This is a genomic window from Colwellia sp. MB3u-55, assembly GCF_014076785.1.
GTDB lineage: Bacteria > Pseudomonadota > Gammaproteobacteria > Enterobacterales > Alteromonadaceae > Colwellia_A.
Window position 1 is genome coordinate 66,430 of record NZ_JACGUS010000114.1, and the last position, 21,782, is coordinate 88,211.

General features: G+C 38.4%; 21 protein-coding genes. 11 read left to right on the plus strand and 10 right to left on the minus strand.

Annotated features, from left to right (window positions below):
* Positions 1-45 precede the first annotated feature (45 nt).
* The 3 genes from H4J66_RS10365 to orn form a co-directional block, all read right to left on the minus strand.
* Positions 46-3,399 (minus strand): hypothetical protein, encoded by a 3,354-nt coding sequence (locus tag H4J66_RS10365; protein ID WP_182174033.1) that lies wholly within the window; start codon positions 3,397-3,399, stop codon positions 46-48.
* Positions 3,400-3,575: 176 nt separating this feature from the next.
* Positions 3,576-4,061, minus strand: coding sequence for a DUF4442 domain-containing protein (locus tag H4J66_RS10370; RefSeq protein ID WP_182174036.1), 486 nt, complete (start codon positions 4,059-4,061; stop codon positions 3,576-3,578).
* Between the two features lie 172 nt (positions 4,062-4,233).
* The gene (orn, locus tag H4J66_RS10375) at positions 4,234-4,779 is read right to left on the minus strand and encodes an oligoribonuclease (RefSeq protein ID WP_070375104.1); all 546 of its coding nucleotides are present in this window, start codon (positions 4,777-4,779) and stop codon (positions 4,234-4,236) included.
* Between the two features lie 325 nt (positions 4,780-5,104).
* On the opposite strand from orn, the gene rsgA reads away from it, so the two are divergent.
* Positions 5,105-6,142 carry a small ribosomal subunit biogenesis GTPase RsgA gene (rsgA, locus tag H4J66_RS10380; RefSeq protein WP_182174039.1) on the plus strand — a complete coding sequence of 346 codons (1,038 nt, stop codon included), beginning with the start codon at positions 5,105-5,107 and terminating at the stop codon, positions 6,140-6,142.
* A 68-nt stretch (positions 6,143-6,210) separates the two neighbouring features.
* Positions 6,211-7,044, plus strand: a complete 834-nt coding sequence (gene asd, locus H4J66_RS10385) for an archaetidylserine decarboxylase (protein ID WP_182174270.1) — start codon at positions 6,211-6,213, stop codon at positions 7,042-7,044.
* Between the two features lie 162 nt (positions 7,045-7,206).
* On the opposite strand, the gene H4J66_RS10390 is transcribed toward asd, so the two are convergent.
* Positions 7,207-7,356, minus strand: coding sequence for a hypothetical protein (locus H4J66_RS10390; protein WP_182174042.1), 150 nt, complete (start codon positions 7,354-7,356; stop codon positions 7,207-7,209).
* A gap of 196 nt (positions 7,357-7,552) precedes the next feature.
* On the opposite strand from H4J66_RS10390, the gene H4J66_RS10395 reads away from it, so the two are divergent.
* Both H4J66_RS10395 and H4J66_RS10400 read left to right on the plus strand, forming a co-directional pair.
* Positions 7,553-7,933 (plus strand): BlaI/MecI/CopY family transcriptional regulator, encoded by a 381-nt coding sequence (locus tag H4J66_RS10395; protein ID WP_070375106.1) that lies wholly within the window; start codon positions 7,553-7,555, stop codon positions 7,931-7,933.
* A gap of 71 nt (positions 7,934-8,004) precedes the next feature.
* Positions 8,005-9,987 (plus strand): M56 family metallopeptidase, encoded by a 1,983-nt coding sequence (locus tag H4J66_RS10400; protein WP_182174045.1) that lies wholly within the window; start codon positions 8,005-8,007, stop codon positions 9,985-9,987.
* Between the two features lie 5 nt (positions 9,988-9,992).
* On the opposite strand, the gene H4J66_RS10405 is transcribed toward H4J66_RS10400, so the two are convergent.
* Positions 9,993-10,490 carry a Spy/CpxP family protein refolding chaperone gene (locus H4J66_RS10405; protein ID WP_182174047.1) on the minus strand — a complete coding sequence of 166 codons (498 nt, stop codon included), beginning with the start codon at positions 10,488-10,490 and terminating at the stop codon, positions 9,993-9,995.
* 241 nt (positions 10,491-10,731) lie between these two features.
* Here H4J66_RS10405 and H4J66_RS10410 point away from each other — a divergent pair, with 241 nt between their 5' ends.
* Genes H4J66_RS10410 through H4J66_RS10420 form a run of 3 tightly spaced genes read left to right on the plus strand, consistent with a single transcriptional unit; the run spans position 10,732 to position 13,943 of the window.
* Positions 10,732-11,445 carry a response regulator transcription factor gene (locus H4J66_RS10410; RefSeq protein ID WP_182174050.1) on the plus strand — a complete coding sequence of 238 codons (714 nt, stop codon included), beginning with the start codon at positions 10,732-10,734 and terminating at the stop codon, positions 11,443-11,445.
* Positions 11,445-12,848: an ATP-binding protein gene (locus H4J66_RS10415; RefSeq protein WP_182174053.1), complete on the plus strand. Its 1,404-nt coding sequence runs from the start codon at positions 11,445-11,447 to the stop codon at positions 12,846-12,848. The genes H4J66_RS10410 and H4J66_RS10415 overlap by 1 nt, the downstream gene beginning before the upstream one ends.
* A gap of 60 nt (positions 12,849-12,908) precedes the next feature.
* Positions 12,909-13,943 carry an alpha/beta fold hydrolase gene (locus tag H4J66_RS10420; RefSeq protein WP_182174056.1) on the plus strand — a complete coding sequence of 345 codons (1,035 nt, stop codon included), beginning with the start codon at positions 12,909-12,911 and terminating at the stop codon, positions 13,941-13,943.
* A 14-nt stretch (positions 13,944-13,957) separates the two neighbouring features.
* Here H4J66_RS10420 and H4J66_RS10425 read toward each other — a convergent pair whose 3' ends face one another.
* Complete coding sequence (locus tag H4J66_RS10425) at positions 13,958-14,890, minus strand: cation diffusion facilitator family transporter (protein WP_259369105.1); 933 nt, start codon at positions 14,888-14,890, stop codon at positions 13,958-13,960.
* A gap of 95 nt (positions 14,891-14,985) precedes the next feature.
* Between H4J66_RS10425 and trmL the strand changes: the two genes are divergently transcribed.
* Complete coding sequence (trmL, locus tag H4J66_RS10430) at positions 14,986-15,450, plus strand: tRNA (uridine(34)/cytosine(34)/5-carboxymethylaminomethyluridine(34)-2'-O)-methyltransferase TrmL (RefSeq protein ID WP_182174059.1); 465 nt, start codon at positions 14,986-14,988, stop codon at positions 15,448-15,450.
* Between the two features lie 43 nt (positions 15,451-15,493).
* Here trmL and gpsA read toward each other — a convergent pair whose 3' ends face one another.
* From gpsA to H4J66_RS10450, 4 genes are read right to left on the minus strand one after another with little or no spacing between them, the layout of a single operon-like run.
* Complete coding sequence (gpsA, locus tag H4J66_RS10435; RefSeq protein ID WP_182174062.1) at positions 15,494-16,501, minus strand: NAD(P)H-dependent glycerol-3-phosphate dehydrogenase; 1,008 nt, start codon at positions 16,499-16,501, stop codon at positions 15,494-15,496.
* Positions 16,502-16,556: 55 nt separating this feature from the next.
* Complete coding sequence (gene secB, locus H4J66_RS10440; protein WP_182174064.1) at positions 16,557-17,075, minus strand: protein-export chaperone SecB; 519 nt, start codon at positions 17,073-17,075, stop codon at positions 16,557-16,559.
* A gap of 43 nt (positions 17,076-17,118) precedes the next feature.
* Positions 17,119-17,373: a glutaredoxin 3 gene (gene grxC, locus H4J66_RS10445; protein ID WP_182174067.1), complete on the minus strand. Its 255-nt coding sequence runs from the start codon at positions 17,371-17,373 to the stop codon at positions 17,119-17,121.
* A gap of 26 nt (positions 17,374-17,399) precedes the next feature.
* Positions 17,400-17,828, minus strand: a complete 429-nt coding sequence (locus H4J66_RS10450) for a rhodanese-like domain-containing protein (RefSeq protein WP_182174070.1) — start codon at positions 17,826-17,828, stop codon at positions 17,400-17,402.
* 251 nt (positions 17,829-18,079) lie between these two features.
* Here H4J66_RS10450 and gpmI point away from each other — a divergent pair, with 251 nt between their 5' ends.
* From gpmI to H4J66_RS10465, 3 genes are all read left to right on the plus strand, one after another.
* Entirely contained in the window at positions 18,080-19,621 is a 1,542-nt protein-coding gene (gene gpmI, locus H4J66_RS10455) for a 2,3-bisphosphoglycerate-independent phosphoglycerate mutase (RefSeq protein WP_182174073.1), read from the plus strand.
* Between the two features lie 28 nt (positions 19,622-19,649).
* Positions 19,650-20,801 carry a peptidoglycan DD-metalloendopeptidase family protein gene (locus H4J66_RS10460; RefSeq protein WP_182174076.1) on the plus strand — a complete coding sequence of 384 codons (1,152 nt, stop codon included), beginning with the start codon at positions 19,650-19,652 and terminating at the stop codon, positions 20,799-20,801.
* 213 nt (positions 20,802-21,014) lie between these two features.
* Entirely contained in the window at positions 21,015-21,779 is a 765-nt protein-coding gene (locus tag H4J66_RS10465; RefSeq protein ID WP_259369106.1) for a divergent polysaccharide deacetylase family protein, read from the plus strand.
* The last annotated feature ends 3 nt before the right edge of the window (positions 21,780-21,782 follow it).

Sequence of the window (21,782 nt, forward strand, 5' to 3'; positions counted from 1 at the left end):
TTTTTCAGCTTTAAAACTCATTTAACTAGTATCTCAGTAGTCATATCATATTGCCTCAGCAAACTCATTTAACAGGCGTTGCTGTTCGCTTAATTGACTAAATAACGACATAACTTGTTGATGTTCTATGACCGTATTTGACGTAAGACTAAATAATAGCTGTTGGCTAATATCAATAAAGTCGTTAGCGGTTAATATTTTACTGGTTGTAAACATACTACTCGTTAAACTCATCGCTAATGGATAATTATGCGCCGCTAGTGCCGTTGGTAATTTTTTCATCGCATCATCAATATCAGCAAGGTAGTCACCTAGCATTAACATTGCCAATTCTACAGAACCCTGATTTTTTGCATAGTGTTCAAGGTTAAAAGGTTCAGGTTGATTTGTTTTCGCAGTAGGTGTTAAATCTAAGTTTGATAATACGTCATCAAGCTTTTCAGTTGTTTTTAACAGTTCAGCGTCAATATTAATATACTCTCTAGTCTTATTACTTTGTGCTTTTACTGTATTAATAGCAACCACTTTAGTTGGCTTTGCTTTTAACCAAGGCTGTAGAAGTAGCACCAAAGCATCGACATCATACAAAGCAGGTAAAATAGAAACAGCCCACTTATCTGCCAATTTTGGTGACTCTTCAGCGAAGAAATTACTTTGATTAAAAGTAAAAATGTCACGACGTACACTTTTTCCAGCAGACATTTTAATAAAAGGTGATTGTTCAAATTCGGTAAATAACAATAAGTATCTTCCAGAGCTCCACAATTGAGTCATCGTTTTAGGCTGACAGACAATTTTCACCTGTAATCCTAGCCATTGTAAAATACGCAGCAAAGTTAACTGTTTACTTGGATTTTCTACCGCAAAGAGCACTTCAACTTGGGTCGATAAATACTGATGTTTATTAAACACACTGGCAGGAAGTTGATGGTTAGTCGTTTGTTCTGTCGTTAAAAAATCAGCTAAGCTTTGCTGAAGTGTGAGTATTTGCAATGGCGTTTCTGTCTGTTCAAACAAGCCGTATCGCTCTAAAGGCGCATTAAGATAGGGTTGCATAACAAAAAGCTTTGGCTGAATATCTATCGATAAACTTGATATCTGTTGCTGTATTTTTTCGAATAACGTTACATAAAGATCACTGGCTAACATAACAACATCAATGCTTTTATCAATTAACTGCGCCGTACTCAGTTGTTCAATAATTTGTTCAGGATCGGCTAAGGTAGTCATTATGCCATTAGCTGAAATAATCGCTTTTTCTGTAATACTGCAAATGTCGTCATCACTTGCTAACAACAAAATATTGGCTTGATTTAAATTAACACGCTCTACCGATATCTCTTGTGCAACATCAGCAAAACCTATCGGCAGAGTAAAGCAGAACTGGTAACCCTTTTCTTGTAACTGTACATTTTTATCTGTGACATTAAGTGAATCAAACAGTAAGCATAAGTAATCAAGGGTATCGTTTGTATGGGCTTTTGCTGACTCAAGGCGTTCGTCTAATAATAAGCTCTCAAAGGCTTTAGGTAGTTTTGCGATTGTTTTTTTGCTGGTCACATAAAAATCAAAACGAACAATTTGCTGGCCTTCATTTTTATCAATAACAAGGGTACTAATATGTAAATTAGCTTTAAATAAATCAACAAGCAGTAATCGGCATAGGCCACTTAACAGCCGGTGAAATAAGCGTACGTCGACTTTTGCAGCAGTTAACAATTGTGGATCTTGTTGGTAATAGATTTTATTACACTGTAAATGAGCATCGGCAATAATATTAAGTAATGCCGCGTCAATTTCGTTGTGTAAAGCAACATCGCTTAGTGTCATAGGTTTAACCGCAGACAAAAATTCACTGCGAATTTTATCTTGTTGACAGCAATCAAAAATACGCGCGAGTTGTCGATAAACTTGTACCGAAGTAACGCCAGCACCAATAGAGACACTTTGGCTTTGCAACATACTACGCACCACCATATTGGTTAACTTGGCGGTGTTTTCATTGCCTTGTGATTGTCGCTCTAAAATTTGCGTATTATGGGTTAATGCGAGTTGCTGTAGGGACGCTTTTAATTTTTTAATTTCTTCATTTTGTTGATTTATATTGTCGTTAGCGGCTTGCTGCTCACTAAGCTGTTGCTGATACTCTTGCTCACTGTGCTCAGGGTTAATCATTGTTTCGAGCGCAGTTTCAAGCTGTTCGGCAATTTCTTTATTTTCCATCGAATTAAAACAGTCGGGGGTCAGCTTTTCATCACTATCTTTTGTTCTTTTTTCAATGAACTGCCTAAATAATTGCACACTCTCTTGGCCATATTTTTCTATTTTGCTTTTGCTTTTAAATAACATCGCCAATAACAACAGAAATAGTAGTGCTATCAAACTCAGCACAATTGCTTGTAGATCTTGATTGTTTACATTAACGTTTTGCTTTTCTAAAAAATCATTTATCTCAGCAGGCAGCCAATCGATTAATCGTAACTTTTTATCTGCAGATAAACGCCCTGGTGGTATAGATTCAAGCACTAATAGCTGTAATTTTTGTTGTTGTTGCTCAATAAATTCGACATATAAACGAGATAACCGTAAATGACTGCGCCACTTGGCTACCGAGTTCTGTTGTGAAAATAACAATTGCTCTAAGGTATTAAGTTGTAGCGTCAATAACTCACCCTGTTGGCTACCCCTGCTTTCTTCTGGTAAAAAGCTCATTAATACTAGCTTTAGCTCGGTACTAACATCATCAAAATCTAAAATAGAAGACTGTAAATTCAATTGTTGAAAGGCTAATAGTGCACGGATAATGGTTTGTTGTAATCGTTGTAAGTCACTCAATTCTTTAATTTGCTTTACATAGGCCTTAGCGCGGGTTGCGGTGACTTTATCTGTGTATTTATCTGAATTGAGTTGCTGTAACAGCAGACTTTTTTGTCGCTGTTTTTCCTTAATCTCAACCGTTAATTGATCATTAATTAACTGCAGTTGAATAATGGTATTTTGCTTAAGTTGAGTGTTTCTCTGATGATTTTCACTAAGTTTATCAATAACAGCTGAAAATTCTTTATGACCAACATACATCAAATCAAGCTGACCTTTATTATTTTTCACCAGTAAAGATATTTTATTAATTTGCTGTTGGGCGATCTCATAGTCAGTGGATAAATTTTTGGCATCAATACGTTTAGCTAAATTTTCTAATACTAGGTAAGTGATTAAAATTTGTTGTTGTTGTTTATTTTTATTTGTTAACCATGGCAGCTCGTTTTCGACTAACGAGGTTACTTGATTATCACGAAGAACTAATAGGGCAGTTAAGGCGCTAAAGAGAATAAATGAAAGAAAAGTAATCCGAGAGAATCGTCCTGATAATTGCTGAAAAAAGTAACGAGTAGCGTCCATAGTGATCAATACCTTCAACGGTAAATTTAGTTAAAAATACAGTGTAAGGAATTGTCACTAAGAATCAACGGTTTTTAATAACGATATGAGTAAGCTGTTTTAAAAATAACGCGCCTCACCGCCAACTAAGGTCAAATCAATCAGCGCGTTTACAGGCTCTTTTTATCTTCTCAAACTTAACGTCTTTTGGTTACCCAAGCCCACTCCATTTCACAAACAATAGGCTGTTGATCAGATTCATCGGTAATCTCGACACTAACCATCAAACTGCCTTTATCCGCATTTTCTATTTGTTCTATTTCAGCGAGACTTAATATAGCTACCGCAGACAAATTTCCCTGCATTCGCCTTTGAAAATGAAATGTCATACTTTTCAATAGCGGTACACAAGTGTCGGGAACATTCATCCCAAAAACGATACCTGTCGCCGACTCGGCCAATAATGCCGCAGCAATGGCATGAACACCACCAATATGGTTTTGTACTTTCTTTTTGTTTTCTAACGATAATACCGCTTTGGTATGAGAAACAGAAATCAACTTTATTGATGAAGTACCAGCATACTTTACTGTCGAACAGAAAATTTTAGTCAGTAAAAAAGAGCGCATAAAGCGCGGCATTCTATTAACTTTACTGATTATTTTTCCAAATTTGTTCGCCATAATTTATTTGCCTGCTGTTAATTTTAATTAAGTGTCGCGCAAACTGGTCTGACCTTCAAGTTTTTTTACCCCGTGGCAAACTTATAGTGAGTGTCCAGTTAAAAGTGCCCAGATAAAAGTGTCCATAAAAAAAGCGCCCTAAGCGCTTTGATTTATAGATCATTACTGAGCGTTATAGTTTAAAAAAGTGTTCTTGATAAACTTTCATTTCAGCAATTGACTCTAAAATATCATCAAGCGCTAAATGAGCGCCGGTTTTTACCACTTTATCTAACACTTCAGGTTTCCAACGACGCGCTAATTCTTTAACAGTACTAACGTCTATATTCCGGTAATGAAAGTAATCTTCAAAATCAGGCATATATTTATTAATAAAACGCCTGTCCTGCCCAATGCTATTACCACACATCGGTGACTTACCTTTTGGCACATATTGTTCAACAAACTTAATCGTCGCCTCAGTAGCATCGGCTAGCGAGCTAACACTTTCACGACAACGTGTAGTTAAGCCTGATTGACCATGGTGTTCGATACACCACTGACTCATATTGTCTAACACCTCATCACTTTGGTGAATAGCAAAAACAGGTCCTTGAGCTAAAATATTTAACTGACTGTCAGTCACTATGCTGGCAATCTCTAAAATCACATCTGTATTGGGTTCTAGGCCTGTCATTTCTAAATCTAACCAAATTAAATTTGTCTCATTACCTGTCATGCCGCTTCCTTAAAAATGCCAACTGTTTTACTGATACCCATATCATTAAATTATCACTCACTTGTGCCGCCTAAAGTGCGTCAAGGCTAAGTTGCTTTCAATCGAAATAGTTCACTATTATTCAATCAAGCGCCTTATCTGCATTTGTTTTCTTCGCCACAGCAAGGTAACAAACTTAGTGAGACTGATATTACTATTACAAGTATATTAGATGAATGGTGATTTAGTCAGTATAATACGTGACAATGAACTGTGATTAAAACTTTTTGTCGCATTACCCTTTTAAAAGACGAGTGAAACTCCATAATTATCATGATAAAACTCCATGTCTAAGCTAAAAAAACTGACTAAAGGTCAGACAAGGCGCATTAAAGATAATCAAGCTAAAAAACTGCGTAATAAACCAGAGCAAGTGCAATGGCAAGATACTGAGTTGGGAGAGCCTGAAAACGGTACTATTCTCAGTCGCTTTGGCCAGCATGCCGATGTAGAAGCAGAAAATGGTGATTGCATTCGTTGTAATATACGCCGCGGTGTTAAATCTTTGGTCTGTGGTGATAAAGTTTTATGGCGCAGGGGTAAAGAAACACAACACAGTATCTCAGGAGTCATTGAAGCGGTTCATGAGCGAACGTCGGTATTAAGTCGTCCAGATGTTTATGACGGCGTAAAACCGATAGCGGCAAATATCACCCAAATATTAATCGTCTCTTCGGTGTTACCTGCCTTTAACCCTGATATTATCGACCGGTATTTAGTGGCTGCCGAGCAAACAGGCATCACACCCGTGATCTTACTCAATAAAACTGATTTACTTGATAAAGCCAGTAAAGCCGAAATTGAGCAACATCTCGATATTTATCGTGAGATTGGATATCAGGTTATTTATGTCAGTAATGAATCTCAACACGGTATAGAAGAGCTTAAGAAACAACTTAGCGAACATACCAGTATCTTTGTAGGCCAATCTGGCGTGGGTAAGTCAACACTTACCAACACCTTAATGCCTGAACTGGGCTTAATGACAAAAATAGTCTCTGAAAACTCTGGTTTAGGTCAACACACGACGACGGTTGCTCGCTTATACCATTTTAAACAAGGTGGTGATTTAATTGATTCACCCGGTATTCGAGAGTTTGGCTTATGGCATTTAACGCCCGCAGAAGTTTATGGTGGTTTTATTGAATTTGAAGATTACTTAGGTGGTTGCCGATTTAGAGATTGTAAACACCAAAATGATCCTGGTTGTGCATTGATAGCCGCCGGTGAAGAAATGAAAATACATCCAAAACGTTTAGCGAGCTTTCAACGCATTTTAGCCAGCCTAGGCGATAATAAATTAACCTCTCGTTTTAACGACTAAATTAATATTAATAATATAAAGGAAATTCAGTGCTTTTAAATAAATTAAAAATCACCCTTCAATACCTTATGCCTAAACATTTGATTTCGCGTTTAGCTGGAAAATTCGCCGCTGCAGAATGTGGCCGAGTAACCACAAAAGCCATTGAAGCATTTATTAAGCATTACGGCATTAATATGTCAGAAGCAAAGCTTAAGAATGCTGAAGACTTTACCACCTTCAACGATTTTTTTACCCGCGAACTTGAAGATGGCGCGCGCCCTATTGACAATAATGAAACAACACTCTGCTATCCTGTTGACGGCGCTATTAGTCAGCAAGGCGATATTGAAGACGGACGTTTAATACAAGCAAAAGGTTTCGATTATTCACTGGAAACCTTGCTGGGTGGTTCATATAACACGGCAAAGCCTTTTCAAGACGGAAAGTTTTCTTGTATTTATTTAGCACCAAAAGATTATCATCGTATTCACATGCCGATGGCAGCAACATTACGCGAAATGATCTTTGTACCCGGTGATTTATTTTCTGTTAACCCATTAACTGCTAATAACGTGCCTAACTTATTTTCTCGTAACGAACGTGTGGTCGCTATCTTTGATACAAAATCAGGACCTTTAGCTATGGTCCTTGTTGGCGCAACCATAGTTGCCAGTATAGAAACAACTTGGGCAGGTACGATTACTTCACCTAGAGCCAAAGGAATTTTCAGAGAAACTTACCCTGCTGACGGCGCTGAGGCGATCACTTTTGAAAAAGGTGATGAAATGGGACGTTTTAAACTTGGCTCTACGGTAGTATCAACGTTTGGTCCTGGCATGATCGAGTTTGATGTTGATGCTCATCCAGGCACAGTGACCCGCTTAGGTGAACTCTACGCCAATATTGTTAACGCTGATTAACCAAAAAGTCATTGCTCATTAAATAGTCAGTAGTGTATTTCCTGAATATGCTATTGGCTTTTCGTTAGATTTCGGTAAAGGTTATAGAGCTTAACGTTCAGTAAAAACAGCAATCAGGGCAATAAGTCTGGGTCGATGATGCCTTTGTGACCAATAACATCGCTAATCACTCTGTTTTGATGTCTTTTCTAGAGTGGTATTCTTTTGATTCTTGATAAGTGCATGACACCCTTTAATCACAGAGCTCAGCCAAACACCATCGAAAATCACCGGGCGATGTTTAATTAATATCACACTAAAAGTCGCTGCCATTTTCACTAACTACCTCGCTCGTACTACATTAAACCTTGAGTAATTCAAAAATAAATTTAATTTAAAAACCTTTGTTATCATAGTGATGTTTTAAAAAAAAGCCACTAACAACAAAAGGTGTTGCTCATTTTATCAACACAAGATACGATTGCATTCGTATATAACTTATAATTATTCATAGTATTAAGGATTTTAGATGGCTCGAGATAATACAAATATCAAGCCTACAGAAGCAGAGTTAACTTTGCTTAATGTTCTCTGGAAAGTCGGTCCAGCAACAGTTCGTCAGGTACATGATGTTGTCAGTAAAACGCAAAAAACAGGTTACACCACTGTTTTGAAGATTTTACAAATTATGCATGAAAAAACCTTGGTCATTCGAGACGAAAGTAATCGTGCCCATGTCTATGCACCATCAAATAGTGAAACTTTTACACAATCTTCATTATTAAAAGACCTAGCTTCAAAGGCTTTTGGTGGCTCAACGTCAAAATTAGTGATGCGAGCTTTAGATGAATCAACCAGTAAAGAAGAAATTGCCGACATTCGTCAATTACTTAATGAGCTAGAAAAGTAAAAACTGCTACACTTGTTATAGTACAATTTAAAAAGTGCTATAACATGGAAGGATGTTGTCAGATTAATTTAATGAGTAGTCCATTTTTATACAATTTATCGTTAACCCTTATCCATTTTATTTGGCAAGGGATCTTCGTTGCGCTTGCGCTAAAGTTGGCATTAACGTTTACTTCTTATAAAAAACCACAATGGCGTTATGCGATGGCGTCATTGGCTATGGTGGCTAATTTATTATTGCCTTTTTTCACTTTCTATATTATCTCTCAAGCTGACTTTCAACAATTTGGTCCTTTATTGAATAACAGCATATTGCTGGGTGATATCATAAATAATGACGCCCAAAATACTGCTGTCTGGTACTCCAATGCGGTTGAATTCTTACCCTACTTATCATTAACATGGGTAACAATAAGCTTTGCCTTAGCGCTAAAGCTGTTCATCGAATTATATAATGTTAACCAACTACCCAAAATAGGCACCTCGCCGGCAAATGCTGAACTTGAAGCCAGGTTTCAGCAATTAGTAGAACAAGTAAAATTAACCTGCTCTCCTCGACTATTAATCTCGCTTAAAAATGATGTCCCTATGGCAATAGGTTGGTTAAAACCGATCGTACTTGTCCCCGTTACTATGCTGACAGGTTTAACACCCGCACAACTTGATATGTTGATATTACACGAACTGGCACATATTCGCCGACATGACTATCTAGTTAACTTCATTCAGACCTTGGTAGAAATCTTTTTATTCTTCCATCCTGCTGTGCGCTGGGTGTCAAAGCAAATGCGTAATGAACGTGAATATTGTAGTGATGATATTGCTGTGCAGCATTGTGGTAACCCTGTTGCTTATGCGCACACTCTGGCAGATACCGCTTCAATATGTGACAGCCACCGTCATCATTCTATTCCCGCTATGGCAATGGCGGCATCGGGTGGTGATTTAAAGCAACGCGTTCTGCGTTTAGTTGACCACGACCAACACTGCTCAACAACGACTCACTCAGGAAAATGGTTAGCGTCTATCGTCATTATTTTCTCAATTATTGCTGTGGGCAGTAATAAATACATCCAAATTCCTAGCTTAGATATAGGCACTGATACCATTCCTTTATACCGCAGCGCCGATGATGGCTTCAAAACATACACAGATAGTGGCGATGAAATAGCGTTACCTTCTTTGGCGCAGCAATTATTACACCGAGGCAATGAAAGTAATGCCTTAGAAAACAAACTACCCGCAAAGATGATAGCGCCATTTTTTCCTAAAAAGACCAATGAAAATCCAGTAAATGCTGAGCTCGTAGTCGCGCAAGCTTACTTTGTGAGCAACGATACTACTGAAAACACGGATACTGCCATCAATCCCCAAGAAAAGAACACAGTCGATACCTTAACGGCAGTCGTAAACAATAAATTAGTCGAACTAAAAAAGGCTCAATCTGAACCTTCAAGTCATTTTACTGAGTCTTTGACAGTTAAAAAAAATCAAGCTGAACAGCTTACTACCCAAATAAAGATAAAAAAATCTTTAGCTCAATTGGCATTAAGCCAAACGGTTACTATGGGTAAATCGCCAGCAGAATTAGCCTTTGAGCGCACTGACTCAACAAAAAAAGCTTCATTATTAAAAAACCCATATGCGGCGCAAATAGCTGATTTGACTCAGCAGCCATTAGCAATAAATTCACACTTAGCGTTACCAACGACTCGTCGCTCACCGATGATAGAGCAAGTGCTTTCCTCGACAAGTGAATCGACAACTAACTACATGCCACAGCGCGCACCCGCGCAATTACTGACATCGACATACCCGAAATACCCTGCCAATGCTAAGCGAAAAGGTATTGAAACGGATGTAGAAGTTACATTCACCATAGATAAAAATGGCTATGTACGTGATATTCAATACGATGGTGAAGGCAGATTCAGTTATTTTCGTAACACTATTCGTTCATCATTAGAAAAATGGCGTTTCACCCCGGCGAGTTATAATGACCAACCGGTAGAAAGCACCATGTCTAAAATATTTTCTTTCAGTATTGCTAGATAACAATATTACTCAGCAAGATGCTTTCTTCTGCCATCATGCTTTTGGTGTGACTGCATTTTTTCTTTTTGTCCCTCCGTTAATATCATCATAAAACTGTGCTCTTTCTTTGCTTTAATTAAGGCTTTTTGTGCAATAATATCTTGGTATTGACTTTGTAAATCAATAAAAGCTTGTTCATTAAAGTGCTCTTCCTTCAGTAACGCTTTACGTTGTTGATGAAAACCTTGCATACTCTCTTTTAATGCTGAACGACTTGTTTTTGCTGTTTTATTTAACGCCTTTGCCTGCTCACGTTGTTCGTCAGTAAGCGCTAAATACTTTGCCATTCTTTTAAAGTCACCTTTCATGCCACGCTTTGATTTGTGCTGATGGTTACCGGTATGCTTGGCATCATGACGGTCATTGTTAACGACATCACCGTTATTAATCGCCAACGCTGCGGTACTTGCTAAGGATAAGGTTAATAATGCACTGGTTAATAAAACTGAACGTTTACTTTTCATAAGATTTACCTCTGGGTTAAATAGATAATAATATTGATTAAGTGAATGGATCGATTACTGAGCGAGCCCGTTGAATCGATTCATTCTTCTAAGTGAGGTAACTATAAACCTTGCAACGCAAAGAAACGCAAGGCAGTGTAAAGTTTTTGTAAAGGCAACAACAAAGTCAGTTTTCTAATAACAGTTAAGTTAATATTAAGATACGCCAAATACCACCACTAACAAAAGATAACAAAACCTCATGAGCAAACAGAAAATATTAATCATCGATGACGACAAAGAACTCACTGAGCTATTAACTGAGTATTTGTCGTATGAAGGATTTGAATTAGAAGCCTGCCATGATGGTGTTAGTGGTCTGGCACGTGCTTATGATGAAAAATTTTCACTGATATTACTTGATGTTATGATGCCCAAACTAAATGGCTTTGAAGTATTAAAAGCCTTAGGTGGCCAGCATAAAACGCCAATTTTAATGTTAACGGCTAAAGGTGATAACGACGACAGAATATTAGGCTTGGAGCTAGGCGCCGATGACTATTTAGCGAAACCTTTTCAGCATCGTGAATTACTGGCACGTATTAAAGCTATTTTACGGCGTATTAAAATAGTTAAGTCCAATGAAAGTACTATCAGCCATCAACAAATTAATGAGGTCAGGCTTGAACATAGCACTCGTCAGGCTTTTTGCCATCAACAGTTAGTTGAATTAACCGGTACCGAGTTTCAAATATTGGCTTTGCTGATGAATAATGCCAGTCAAATCGTCAGTAAAAATGAAATATCAGAACAAATATTGAAACGAAAATTAAGTGCTTTTGATCGCAGTATCGACATGCACATCAGTAATATTCGCCGAAAGTTACTCGAGTTTTCTGCAAGTGATAAATTAAAAACCATTCGCGGCGCGGGTTATATCTTCCTCACAGGAGAGAGCTCGGGGATAAATGATTAATGCTCAATAAAATTAGACAGTCACTTTCATCGATTGGCTTTAAGATATTTTTATGGTTTTGGCTGTTCGCCTTGAGCTCTATTATAGCAACACGATTTATCTCAGCGCAGTTAGCACAGAACAGTATTGTTTTGCCTGCGCACCATGGCGACTTAAAAAAATTGAACCGTATCGCTAAACGTATTGAAAGAAATAATATGTCAGCCGATGGTCTTTTGCGATATCGAGGAAAATCGCCTAATGAGGCTATTATTATCAGAAATATTGATAGTGGTCAGCTCACCACTGATAGTAGCCGTTTTTTAAAAGACTTGGTTAGCTACCTAGAAAAAAATCGCTTTTCAGCCATTACCTCCATTCAATTTCCAAGATCTCGTATTACTGGCCCTAAAAATATCATCTTAGATAATCAACCCGTCGAACTATATTTAGCCATTAAAGGTCAGTCTCGACATTTTGATTCTTTTATTATGCAACTGCCTAATTGGTTGAAACTTGCCATCCCCATAGCGGTCAGTGCTCTATTAGCCTGGTTATTAGCACGAACATTAATTAAGCCAATATTGGCAATACGACGTGCGGCAACCGATATTGGTAACGGCCAGCTTGATGCCCGTATCGAACATGCCAATAAAAGAAAAGACGAACTGGGTTCACTTGCCATCAGCTTTAATACGATGGCCGACAAGTTATCATTAAATCTAACCGCTAATCAGCGATTATTAGCTGATGTTTCCCATGAGCTTCGTTCCCCGATGACTCGCTTACAACTTGCGGTTGGTCTAGCTCAGCAAGCGATTAACAAACCCGAGTTACAAAAAAAACATCTCGCGCGCTGTGAACTAGAAGTCAGCCGTTTAAATGAAATGATAAGCGATGTGCTTTCTCTTTCTCGATTAGAAAACACCTTTCAAAAAATTAATTTGCAAACCGTTCATCTCGATGAATTATTAGCCGATATTTGTCAAGACTGCCAGTACCTTGCTGACGAAAAACATATCTTAATTACTATGAAGCACTTTTTCTCTTTGGATTTACCCGGAGATCAAAATTTATTAAGCAGTGCTTTTAGCAATGTCATTATTAACGCCATTAAATATAGCCCAAAGCACAGTGAAGTCGTCATTTCTATGGCGAGTGTTATTCTCAATCAACAAGACAGTATTAAGATTATCATTAGCGATAGCGGTAATGGCGTTCCTCAAAGTACCATCGAAAAACTTTTTCAGCCTTTTTATCGAGTCGATGAAGCCCGAGATAGAAAAACGGGTGGCACCGGCTTAGGCTTAGCCATAGCACAGCAAGCAGTATTAGCACATAATGGTGCGATAAGTGCTAAAAACAACGACTCTGGTGGCTTATCTGTAACCATTATTTTGCCAATAAGCACAACACTGACATAAAACTGATGGACATAAGTGAATTGTCACCGCTAATGTCATGCGACCTTAGGATTAAACAACATGGCTTTAGCGAAAATCAATAGTAACGACTATGGCAAAGAAAGTGAGCTTAGTGCTCGCTTATCAACTGAAATAAAACAGTTTTGGCAACAAGGTTACTTCTCATTTTTTAGTGGCGTCGATAAAATAAGAGTAAATTACGCAACCTTTACTCACAGTAAAAACCAAGAAAATCTTGTACTGGTTACTGGACGGTCTGAAAGTTATCTAAAATATCAAGAGCTCGCCTTTGACTTGTATCAGCAAGGTTATAATATATTTATCGTCGACCACCGTGGTCAAGGTTTGTCACAACGATTATTGAATGATGGCCAAAAAGGCTATGTAAAAGAATTTGATGACTACGCCGAAGATCTTAAAAAATTTATTGATGATGTTGTTTTAGAAAGTGCCACAAATATTCCCAGTAAAACATGTCCTAAAAAACCCCATCTATTAGCACATTCCATGGGGGGAGCCATTGCTGTGCGCATGATGCAGTTATACCCACTGTCAGTAAAGTCTGCGGTGTTAACCTCGCCAATGATTGCAGTTAACAACGGCAATATCGCTAACTGGCTTGCCAAAGGGATTATTTATTTAGGTGATTTCTTTAACGCTTGCTTTAGTGCTGAAGCTAATTTTTTTATGGGACAAACCCCCTTTAAACACACACCTTTTGCTAAAAATGAACTTAGTCAATCGACTGTTCGCTACCAAACTTTTGTGGAACTTTATCAGAAAAATAAAGAGATACAATTGGGCGGTGTCACCACTCATTGGCTCAAAGAAGCCATTATCGCTAAGAAAAATATTTTTGCAGATTTAGCTAAATTGACTACACCTATTTTAGTCATGCAGTCAGGTAACGACACGATCGTTTGTAATAAAGCGCAAAACACTTTCTGTCAGCAATTACACCAATACCACCAACAGTCTTGCCCTGAAGGCAAACCTTTCACTATCGACAATGCGCGGCACGAGCTTATGTTCGAGCAAGACCAGTACCGCAGCCCCGCCTTAAAAAAAGCACTGCAGTGGTTTGATACACATTAAACTTAATGTTATTTCTATTGCAGTTCTTGGTTGATATTAACCGTTTTAATTGCTACCACTGAAGTGGGGTCATGATGAATAAACACTTCGCAAGGCGAGAATTTCGCTTCAATTTCTTCTTCTATCGCTTCACCAATATCGTGAGCTTCCAGTAAAGACAGTCGGTCATCGAGCTCTAAATGAAATTGAATAAAGCGATGTGGGCCTGATTGTCGGGTTCTCAAGTCATGAACACCTAAGGTCGAATCATGAGCAATCACAATAGCGGTAATTTCAGTCTGCTCTTCTTCACTCAGTTCATGATCCATTAAGTTGTGCACACTTAAGTAAATAATTTTTAAAGCGCCACTCAATAACAACACTCCCACAAGACAAGTAAATATCCCATCTGCATATAAAGAATAGCCACTGCTTAAAATCAACGCCGCTAATACGCCCAGGTTTAATAATAAATCTGACTGGTAATGCAAAGCATCTGCACTAATGGCAACAGAACGGGTTTTGGCAATCACAAAACGTTGCAACACCACTAGTAACAGTGTCATCACGATAGCTATAATCGTCACCACTATGCCTATTTCTGTTTTAACAACCAGTTTGGGGTGAATAATTCGGTCAAAGCCATGAAAGATCAATAACAAGGCAGAACCGGTCACAAAAGCGGCTTGTACCAAACCGGCTAAACTCTCGGCTTTACCGTGACCAAATTTGTGCTTTTCATCGGCGGGTGCCAATGCATAATGAAGAATAACCACATTCATCAACGAAGCAAATAAATCCAACATCGAATCAGTGGCCGAAGCCAGCATTGAGCTAGCATCTGTTACCACCCAAGCATATAGTTTCAAAAGAAAAAGTAATAAGGCCGTTCCAGTAGCAGCGAAAGCAGCTACTCTTACCCAAAAACTGTAGTCATTTTTTTTTGATAAAGCTTCACTCATAGTCATTACTTTTCCATGCTTGCTACTTAAGCGCTAATTTGTACAATATAGTAATTCGTTTGGTATAATACCTTATCATCTTCGAATTTAAGTACATTTTTATGTTAGACGTCGTTTTGTTTCAGCCACAAATCCCACCGAATACCGGTAATATTATCCGCCTCTGTGCGAATACAGGCTTTAGATTACACCTTATTGAACCCTTTGGCTTTGATCTAGACGATAAAAAGCTTCGCCGCGCGGGTTTAGATTACCATGAGTTTGCCGCCATTAAGCGCCATAAAGATTATCAAGCTTTTATCGAAAGTGAACAACCTGAACGAGTTTTAGCGGTGACCACTAAAACAACCAATTACTATGGTGATATTGCCTTTAAACCTGGGGACTATTTACTTTTTGGCTCAGAGACCAGTGGTTTGCCAGAAGAAGTAAGACAGCAAATACCCGATAAAGATAAAATTCGTATCCCTATGCTAAAAGACAGCCGGAGTATGAATTTATCGAATGCCACCGCAGTACTTATTTTTGAAGCTTGGCGACAAATGGGCTTTGAAGGCTCAGTTTAACTTCACAATAGTAAAGATAAACTGAGCCAAACAAAGTGTAAAATTATTCGACAGTACGGTCGCGAGAAAGTAAATCAGCAGCGGCTAGCTTTGCTGATTTGCCACAATAAAGTACCTGATAGACTTGCTCGACTATCGGCATTTCTACGCCCATACGTTGTGCTAACATATAAACTTCTTTGGTATTACGATAGCCCTCAACAACTTGGCCAATATCAGCCATCGCTTTTTCAACATCAACGCCGCTGCCAAGTGCTAAGCCAAATCGACGATTACGTGATTGATTATCAGTACAGGTTAAGACTAAATCACCTAATCCAGCCATCCCCATAAAAGTACTTGCCTCGGCATTAAGTGCACAGCCTAAACGTGTCATTTCAACTAAACCACGGGTAATTAACGCAGTACGAGCATTGGCACCAAAGCCAATACCGTCAGCGATGCCAGCACCAATAGCGATAACATTTTTAACCGCACCACCGAGTTGTACACCAATAAAGTCTTTATTTGCGTAGACCCGAAAGGTTTTGCCACAATGTAATAGATCAGAAATTTCAGTGACAAAATCATCATCAGTTGACGATAATGAAATAGCCGTTGGTAAGCCAGCAGCCATCTCTTTTGCAAAGGTTGGCCCAGAAAGTACGGCCAATGAAATATCATCCCCCAGAATATCACGGGCAACATCTTGCAGTAATCGACCTGTTTTATGATCTAAACCTTTAGTTGCCCAAGCTATTTTAGCCTTTGATAATAAGTAGGGTTTAATTTGGCTGAGCATTTCGCCGAAGGCATGGCTGGGGACAACCACTAAAATGTTTTCACTCGCTTGAACAGCACTTTCAAGATCGTTAGTCGTTGTTAGTGAGGGTGGAAACTCACTACCCGGTAAATATTTCTCATTCGAGTGAGATGCTTGCATTTGCGCAATGTGTTGAGGATCTCGTCCCCATAATACGGTTTTGTGACCATTTCGAGCGAGACAAATAGCAAGGGCAGAGCCATAAGACCCTGCCCCCAAAACCGTGATTTTTGCCGTTAATTTCGACATATCATCACTTCCATTTTATTGTTACTACTAGCCGATTTTGAAGAAAAACCGTTAATTAGTGAGTTTCACTGCTCGCAGGTATCTGTTCAGTTTGTGCTTGTGCGGCACGTTGTTGAACATATGAAGCAAATAGTGCTTCAAAGTTTACTGGTGCTAAATTAATTTGTGGAAATGAACCACGACTCACTAAATTCGCCACTGACTCACGTGCATACGGAAATAATGTTGTTGGGCAGAATGCACCAATAGTATGAGCAAGTTGTGCTTCAGGTAAATTACCAATAGAAAAGATACCAGCTTGTTGGACTTCAGCTAAAAAGGCCGTTTGCCCTTCAACAGTCGCGGTAACGGTTACCGAAAGAACAACTTCATATGTATCTTCAGCCAATTTATTTGATTTAGTATCTAAATCTAATTGAATTTCAGGCTTCCAATCTTTTTGGAAAATAGCAGGAGAATTTGGCGTTTCAAAAGAGATATCTTTTGTATAAATACGTTGAATAGCAAATTGCGGTGCGGCTTGTTCAGTAGCGGCTTCTGGCGCATCAGCGTTATTGGTGTTCTCATCAGACATAGTTTTTTCCTATTGTATTTATTATTTTATATAATGATGACTTTTAATCTCTTGCTAAAAGTTCATCTAATTTATTAGCGGCGTGAAGTGCGAATAGTTCATCGCAGCCCCCGACATAATGATCACCAATAAAGATTTGTGGCACAGTTACACCGCCACTACGCTTGATCATGGCATTGCGCAATTCTGTATTATTGTCAATTTTAATTTCATTAAAGCTTACTTGTTTCTCTTCGAGTAAAGCTTTTGCTCGCATACAGTAAAAACAAGTTACTTTAGTATAAATATCAACTGTCATATCAAACCTTTATTAGTTATTAGCTATTATTTTTTAACCAGTGGTAAACCGGCATTAACCCAAGAATTCATACCACCCTTTAACAAACTTACTTTAGTAAAGCCTGCTTTAAGTAATTGATTAGCAACCGGGGTAGCAGTAATTCCTGCGGTACATACAACTATGATGGGTTTATCTTTATAGTTTTCAAGGGTAGCAAAATCATTATTTGATACTTTCTCTTTCACTAAATTTTTTGAATCGATGATACGACTCGCTTTAAATTCTTTTTCGGTACGAATATCAACGACTACACCTTCTTCACGGTTTACTAAAAAAGTAAGTTCCTGTGTAGATATTTGCTTAATAGGAGACATTTGAATACGAATAGTCGTCACAATAATAAGAACGACAATAGCTGCCCAAGCAGCGCTTAGCACTGGATGATTACCAGCAAAAATAATTAATTGATCCATAAAAATAATAAATATTGGTTGAATAAAAAGTTAACGATAGTATACAGAATTACCAAGCAAACCCAAAAAGAACTTTACGTGATAAGTGATTAAATCAATGAAAAGGTTTTTTTTGTTGATACAACCGACCGATAACGAATAAAAGCACACAATCCATTTGAAATGTTTTGTCTAATACCACACAAGCAATTCTTGATTTGCCTTGGTATACTGGTGAATAATTAGCTAATTTCACCGTTATGGAAACTAAAATGCCAAATAAAAAACCTACCGTATTACTGATTTTAGATGGTTGGGGATACCGAGAATCTACAGAATCTAATGCTATTTTTCATGCAAGAACGCCGGTACTCGACGATTTAAATGCTCGCTATCCACATATGTTAATTGGCACCTCAGGCATGGCAGTAGGTTTACCTGACGGACAAATGGGCAACTCAGAAGTGGGTCACGTTAATTTAGGCGCTGGTCGTATTGTTTATCAAGACTTCACTCGTATTACCAAATCGATAAAAGATAAAGAATTTAACAGCAACAAAGCACTTAATGATGCGGTTGATAAAGCCGTTAAAAATGATAAAGCCGTACATATTTTTGGCTTATTATCACCAGGTGGCGTTCATAGCCATGAAGATCATATTTTTTCAATGCTCGAACTGGCTAAAGAAAAAGGTACCCGTAAAATTTACTTACACGCTTTTCTAGACGGTCGTGATACACCACCACGTAGCGCAGAAGCGTCATTAATTAAAGCACAAGAAAAATTCAAACAACTAGGCTGTGGCCAGATAGCTTCGGTAATTGGTCGTTATTATGCCATGGACCGTGACCAACGTTGGGATCGTGTCGAATTAGCCTACAACTTAATGGTTAGTGGTGAAGCACAGTATAAATATTCAAGCGCAACTGAGGCATTAGCCGCCGCTTATGCCCGTGATGAAAATGACGAGTTTGTTGCCGCTTCAGCAATTTTAGACGAAAACAACCAAGCCATAAAAATTGATGATGGTGACTCCTTAATTTTTATGAACTTTAGAGCCGACCGTGCTCGTCAATTTACCCGCTGCTTCACTGAACAAGACTTTTCTGGCTTTAAGCGTAACAAGTGTCCTGGTATTGCTGACTTTGTCATGCTCACCGAATATGCCGGCGACATAAAAGCCAATATCGCTTTCCCTAAAGTGGCACTTGAGAACGTACTGGGTGAATGGTTAGAGAAGAATAACAAAACACAATTACGTATTTCAGAAACAGAAAAATATGCGCACGTTACTTTTTTCTTCAGCGGTGGTAAAGAAAATGAATTTGTTGGCGAACAACGTATTTTAGTACCTTCACCACAAGTTGCCACCTACGATTTACAACCAGAAATGAATTCAGTGTTACTCACTGATAAATTAGTCGCCGCCATTGAAAGCGGTGAACACGACTTTATCGTTTGTAATTATCCAAATGGTGATATGGTGGGTCATACTGGAAAGTTTGATGCTGCCGTAGCCGCTTGTGAAGCGGTTGATGCTAGCGTAGGCCGTGTTGTTGCCGCTCTAGAAAAAGTGGGTGGAGAGTGTTTAATTACCGCTGACCATGGCAATGCTGAACAAATGGTTGATAACAATTCAGGCCAAGCACACACCGCGCATACCTGTGAACCTGTGCCGCTAATTTATATTGGCCGACCCGCTCAACCAGCAGAAGATGGCGCGTTGAGTGATATTGCGCCAACAATATTACAGCTGATGGATATAGAGCAACCCAAGCAAATGACCGGTCATTCGTTAATGAAGTTTATCTAAGAAAATTATTATTAAAATGAAATTTACCGTGAAAAAAATATCTTTATTTGCATCAATATTCAGCCTTAGCTGCGTATTGATGTCGGTGAACGCCACTGAGCAGACGTCGAGTAATGGTGATACGACCAATAAAACCAATCAAGCATTGTCGAAAGTTCAGCTGCAAATAGTTGAGCAAGAAAAATCGATTAAACAAACGAGTAATAAACGCTCATCTTTAGAAAATCAATTAAGAAATGACGATATTTCAATCGCTAAAATAGTAAAGGTGATGATTAAAACCCAAGATGATTTTGAAGATACTCAGCAAACATTAAAAGAACTCGCGCAAGAAAAAATAACCTTAACGCACAAGAAACAGCAACAAGAAAAAGTGTTAGCCCAACAATTAAGAGCCGCTTATACATCGGGACATCACGACTATATTAAATTATTACTTAACCAGCAAAGCCCTGCTAGCGTAGAACGTACCGTTACCTACTATAAATATTTGAACGATGCTCGCATCAAAGAAATTGACCAATTTCAGATTGTCTTAAGTGATTTGCTCGCCGTAACGACACAACACCAAGAGCAAGCTAAAAAGTTAAACACTATAAAACAACAACAAGCCGAACAGAAAATCGTATTTCAAAACACTAAGCAAGAACGAAAGAATACTATTCGCGCATTAAATAAAGAGCTGCTTGGTAGCAAACAGCTGTTAGCTCAATTAGTGGCAGAAGAACAAAATTTAGTGGTGGCATTACAACGAATCGCAGCATTAGCAAAACAAAGTGCAGAGTTAGTTGGCCTAAAAAAACTTAAAAGAAAACTTTCTTGGCCGGTTAAAGGCAAAATTAGCCACACTTTTGGCTCTCGCAAACAAGGCTACTTAAAATGGAAAGGTATTTTATTAACCGCTCCTGTTGGTAAACAAGTTAAAGCCATTCATAACGGCACGGTATTGTTTTCAGATTGGTTAAAAGGTTATGGTTTAGTCACCGTATTAGATCATGGCGCCGGCTATATGAGCCTATATGGCTATAACCAAGCGTTATTAAAGTCGGTAGGAGACCGGGTAGAAACCGGTGAACCGATAGCACTTGTTGGACAAAGTGGTGGGCAGAGTCAATCTGGATTATATTTTGAAATACGCAGCGATGGTCAGGCAGTTAACCCTAAAGCTTGGTTTAAATAAAGTAAAAATATATATTGCCTACTGAGGCTTATTTTTTCTAATAAATAAAAACAGTCAATCCGCTGTAATTATTTCGAAATACGCAGCGATGCGTCAGGCAGTAACCCCTACAGTGTGGTTTAAATGAAGATAAAAAGTTAACTTCTCCTCGATTTTAACTTTTTCTACTGATAATCTTGGTCAATAATAATGTATTCCAAATTAAGAGTTCTTTTGCCTTTATTCCTACGACTAGTTATTTTATTGACGTTACTAAGTATAACGCCTTTAGCAACCGCTAAAAACGCACAAGTTGCCATTATTATTGACGATATTGGTTACCGAAAAAGTGATGCTGCCGTGCTAACCTTACCCGGCGCAATAACCTTCGCTATTCTCCCCCATACGCCTTATGGTAAAAGACTGGCTTTAGAAGGCTATCATAAAAATAACGAAATTATTTTGCATATCCCAATGGAAGCAGAAAATGGTAAAAAGCTAGGGCCTGGCGCACTAACCGTCAAAATGAATGAAGAGTCAATCCGCGATCAGTTAGCACTTGCTTTCGCTGAGATACCTTTTGCTATTGGCATCAACAACCACATGGGGAGTAAACTAACCAAACTTTATAATCCAATGATGTGGACCATGCGTTTTTTAAAAGAGCGAGATTTAATTTTTATCGACAGTGTTACTACCAACAAAACCAAAGCAGAACATATTGCCCTTCAGGTAGGCGTTCCAACAACCCACCGACAAATATTTTTAGATAACGAATTAACCACTGACTATATTGATCAACAATTTATGCAGCTTATTGAGCACGCCCAGCAATATAAATCAGTGGTGGCTATTGCGCACCCTCACCCTGAAACGATCGCTGCACTCAATCGTTTAATACCGTTACTTGCAGCCCTTGATATTGACTTAGTGCCCGTTTCATCCTTAATAGACTCACCCAAAATCCTGCAAGACCTTACTGTCATAACTGAAGACTAAAAA

Coding starts and splice junctions, on each gene's coding strand:
- H4J66_RS10450 (WP_182174070.1), bottom strand. CDS start 17,828: ATGGATCAATTAATTATTTTTGCTGGTAATCATCCAGTGCTAAGCGCT.
- H4J66_RS10365 (WP_182174033.1), bottom strand. CDS start 3,399: ATGGACGCTACTCGTTACTTTTTTCAGCAATTATCAGGACGATTCTCT.
- H4J66_RS10390 (WP_182174042.1), bottom strand. CDS start 7,356: ATGGCAGCGACTTTTAGTGTGATATTAATTAAACATCGCCCGGTGATT.
- grxC (WP_182174067.1), bottom strand. CDS start 17,373: ATGACAGTTGATATTTATACTAAAGTAACTTGTTTTTACTGTATGCGA.
- H4J66_RS10370 (WP_182174036.1), bottom strand. CDS start 4,061: ATGGCGAACAAATTTGGAAAAATAATCAGTAAAGTTAATAGAATGCCG.
- trmL (WP_182174059.1), top strand. CDS start 14,986: ATGTTAGACGTCGTTTTGTTTCAGCCACAAATCCCACCGAATACCGGT.
- H4J66_RS10405 (WP_182174047.1), bottom strand. CDS start 10,490: ATGAAAAGTAAACGTTCAGTTTTATTAACCAGTGCATTATTAACCTTA.
- H4J66_RS10395 (WP_070375106.1), top strand. CDS start 7,553: ATGGCTCGAGATAATACAAATATCAAGCCTACAGAAGCAGAGTTAACT.
- orn (WP_070375104.1), bottom strand. CDS start 4,779: ATGACAGGTAATGAGACAAATTTAATTTGGTTAGATTTAGAAATGACA.
- asd (WP_182174270.1), top strand. CDS start 6,211: ATGCCTAAACATTTGATTTCGCGTTTAGCTGGAAAATTCGCCGCTGCA.
- gpsA (WP_182174062.1), bottom strand. CDS start 16,501: ATGTCGAAATTAACGGCAAAAATCACGGTTTTGGGGGCAGGGTCTTAT.
- H4J66_RS10425 (WP_259369105.1), bottom strand. CDS start 14,890: ATGACTATGAGTGAAGCTTTATCAAAAAAAAATGACTACAGTTTTTGG.
- H4J66_RS10410 (WP_182174050.1), top strand. CDS start 10,732: ATGAGCAAACAGAAAATATTAATCATCGATGACGACAAAGAACTCACT.
- H4J66_RS10420 (WP_182174056.1), top strand. CDS start 12,909: ATGGCTTTAGCGAAAATCAATAGTAACGACTATGGCAAAGAAAGTGAG.
- rsgA (WP_182174039.1), top strand. CDS start 5,105: ATGTCTAAGCTAAAAAAACTGACTAAAGGTCAGACAAGGCGCATTAAA.
- secB (WP_182174064.1), bottom strand. CDS start 17,075: ATGTCTGATGAGAACACCAATAACGCTGATGCGCCAGAAGCCGCTACT.
- gpmI (WP_182174073.1), top strand. CDS start 18,080: ATGCCAAATAAAAAACCTACCGTATTACTGATTTTAGATGGTTGGGGA.
- H4J66_RS10415 (WP_182174053.1), top strand. CDS start 11,445: ATGCTCAATAAAATTAGACAGTCACTTTCATCGATTGGCTTTAAGATA.
- H4J66_RS10400 (WP_182174045.1), top strand. CDS start 8,005: ATGAGTAGTCCATTTTTATACAATTTATCGTTAACCCTTATCCATTTT.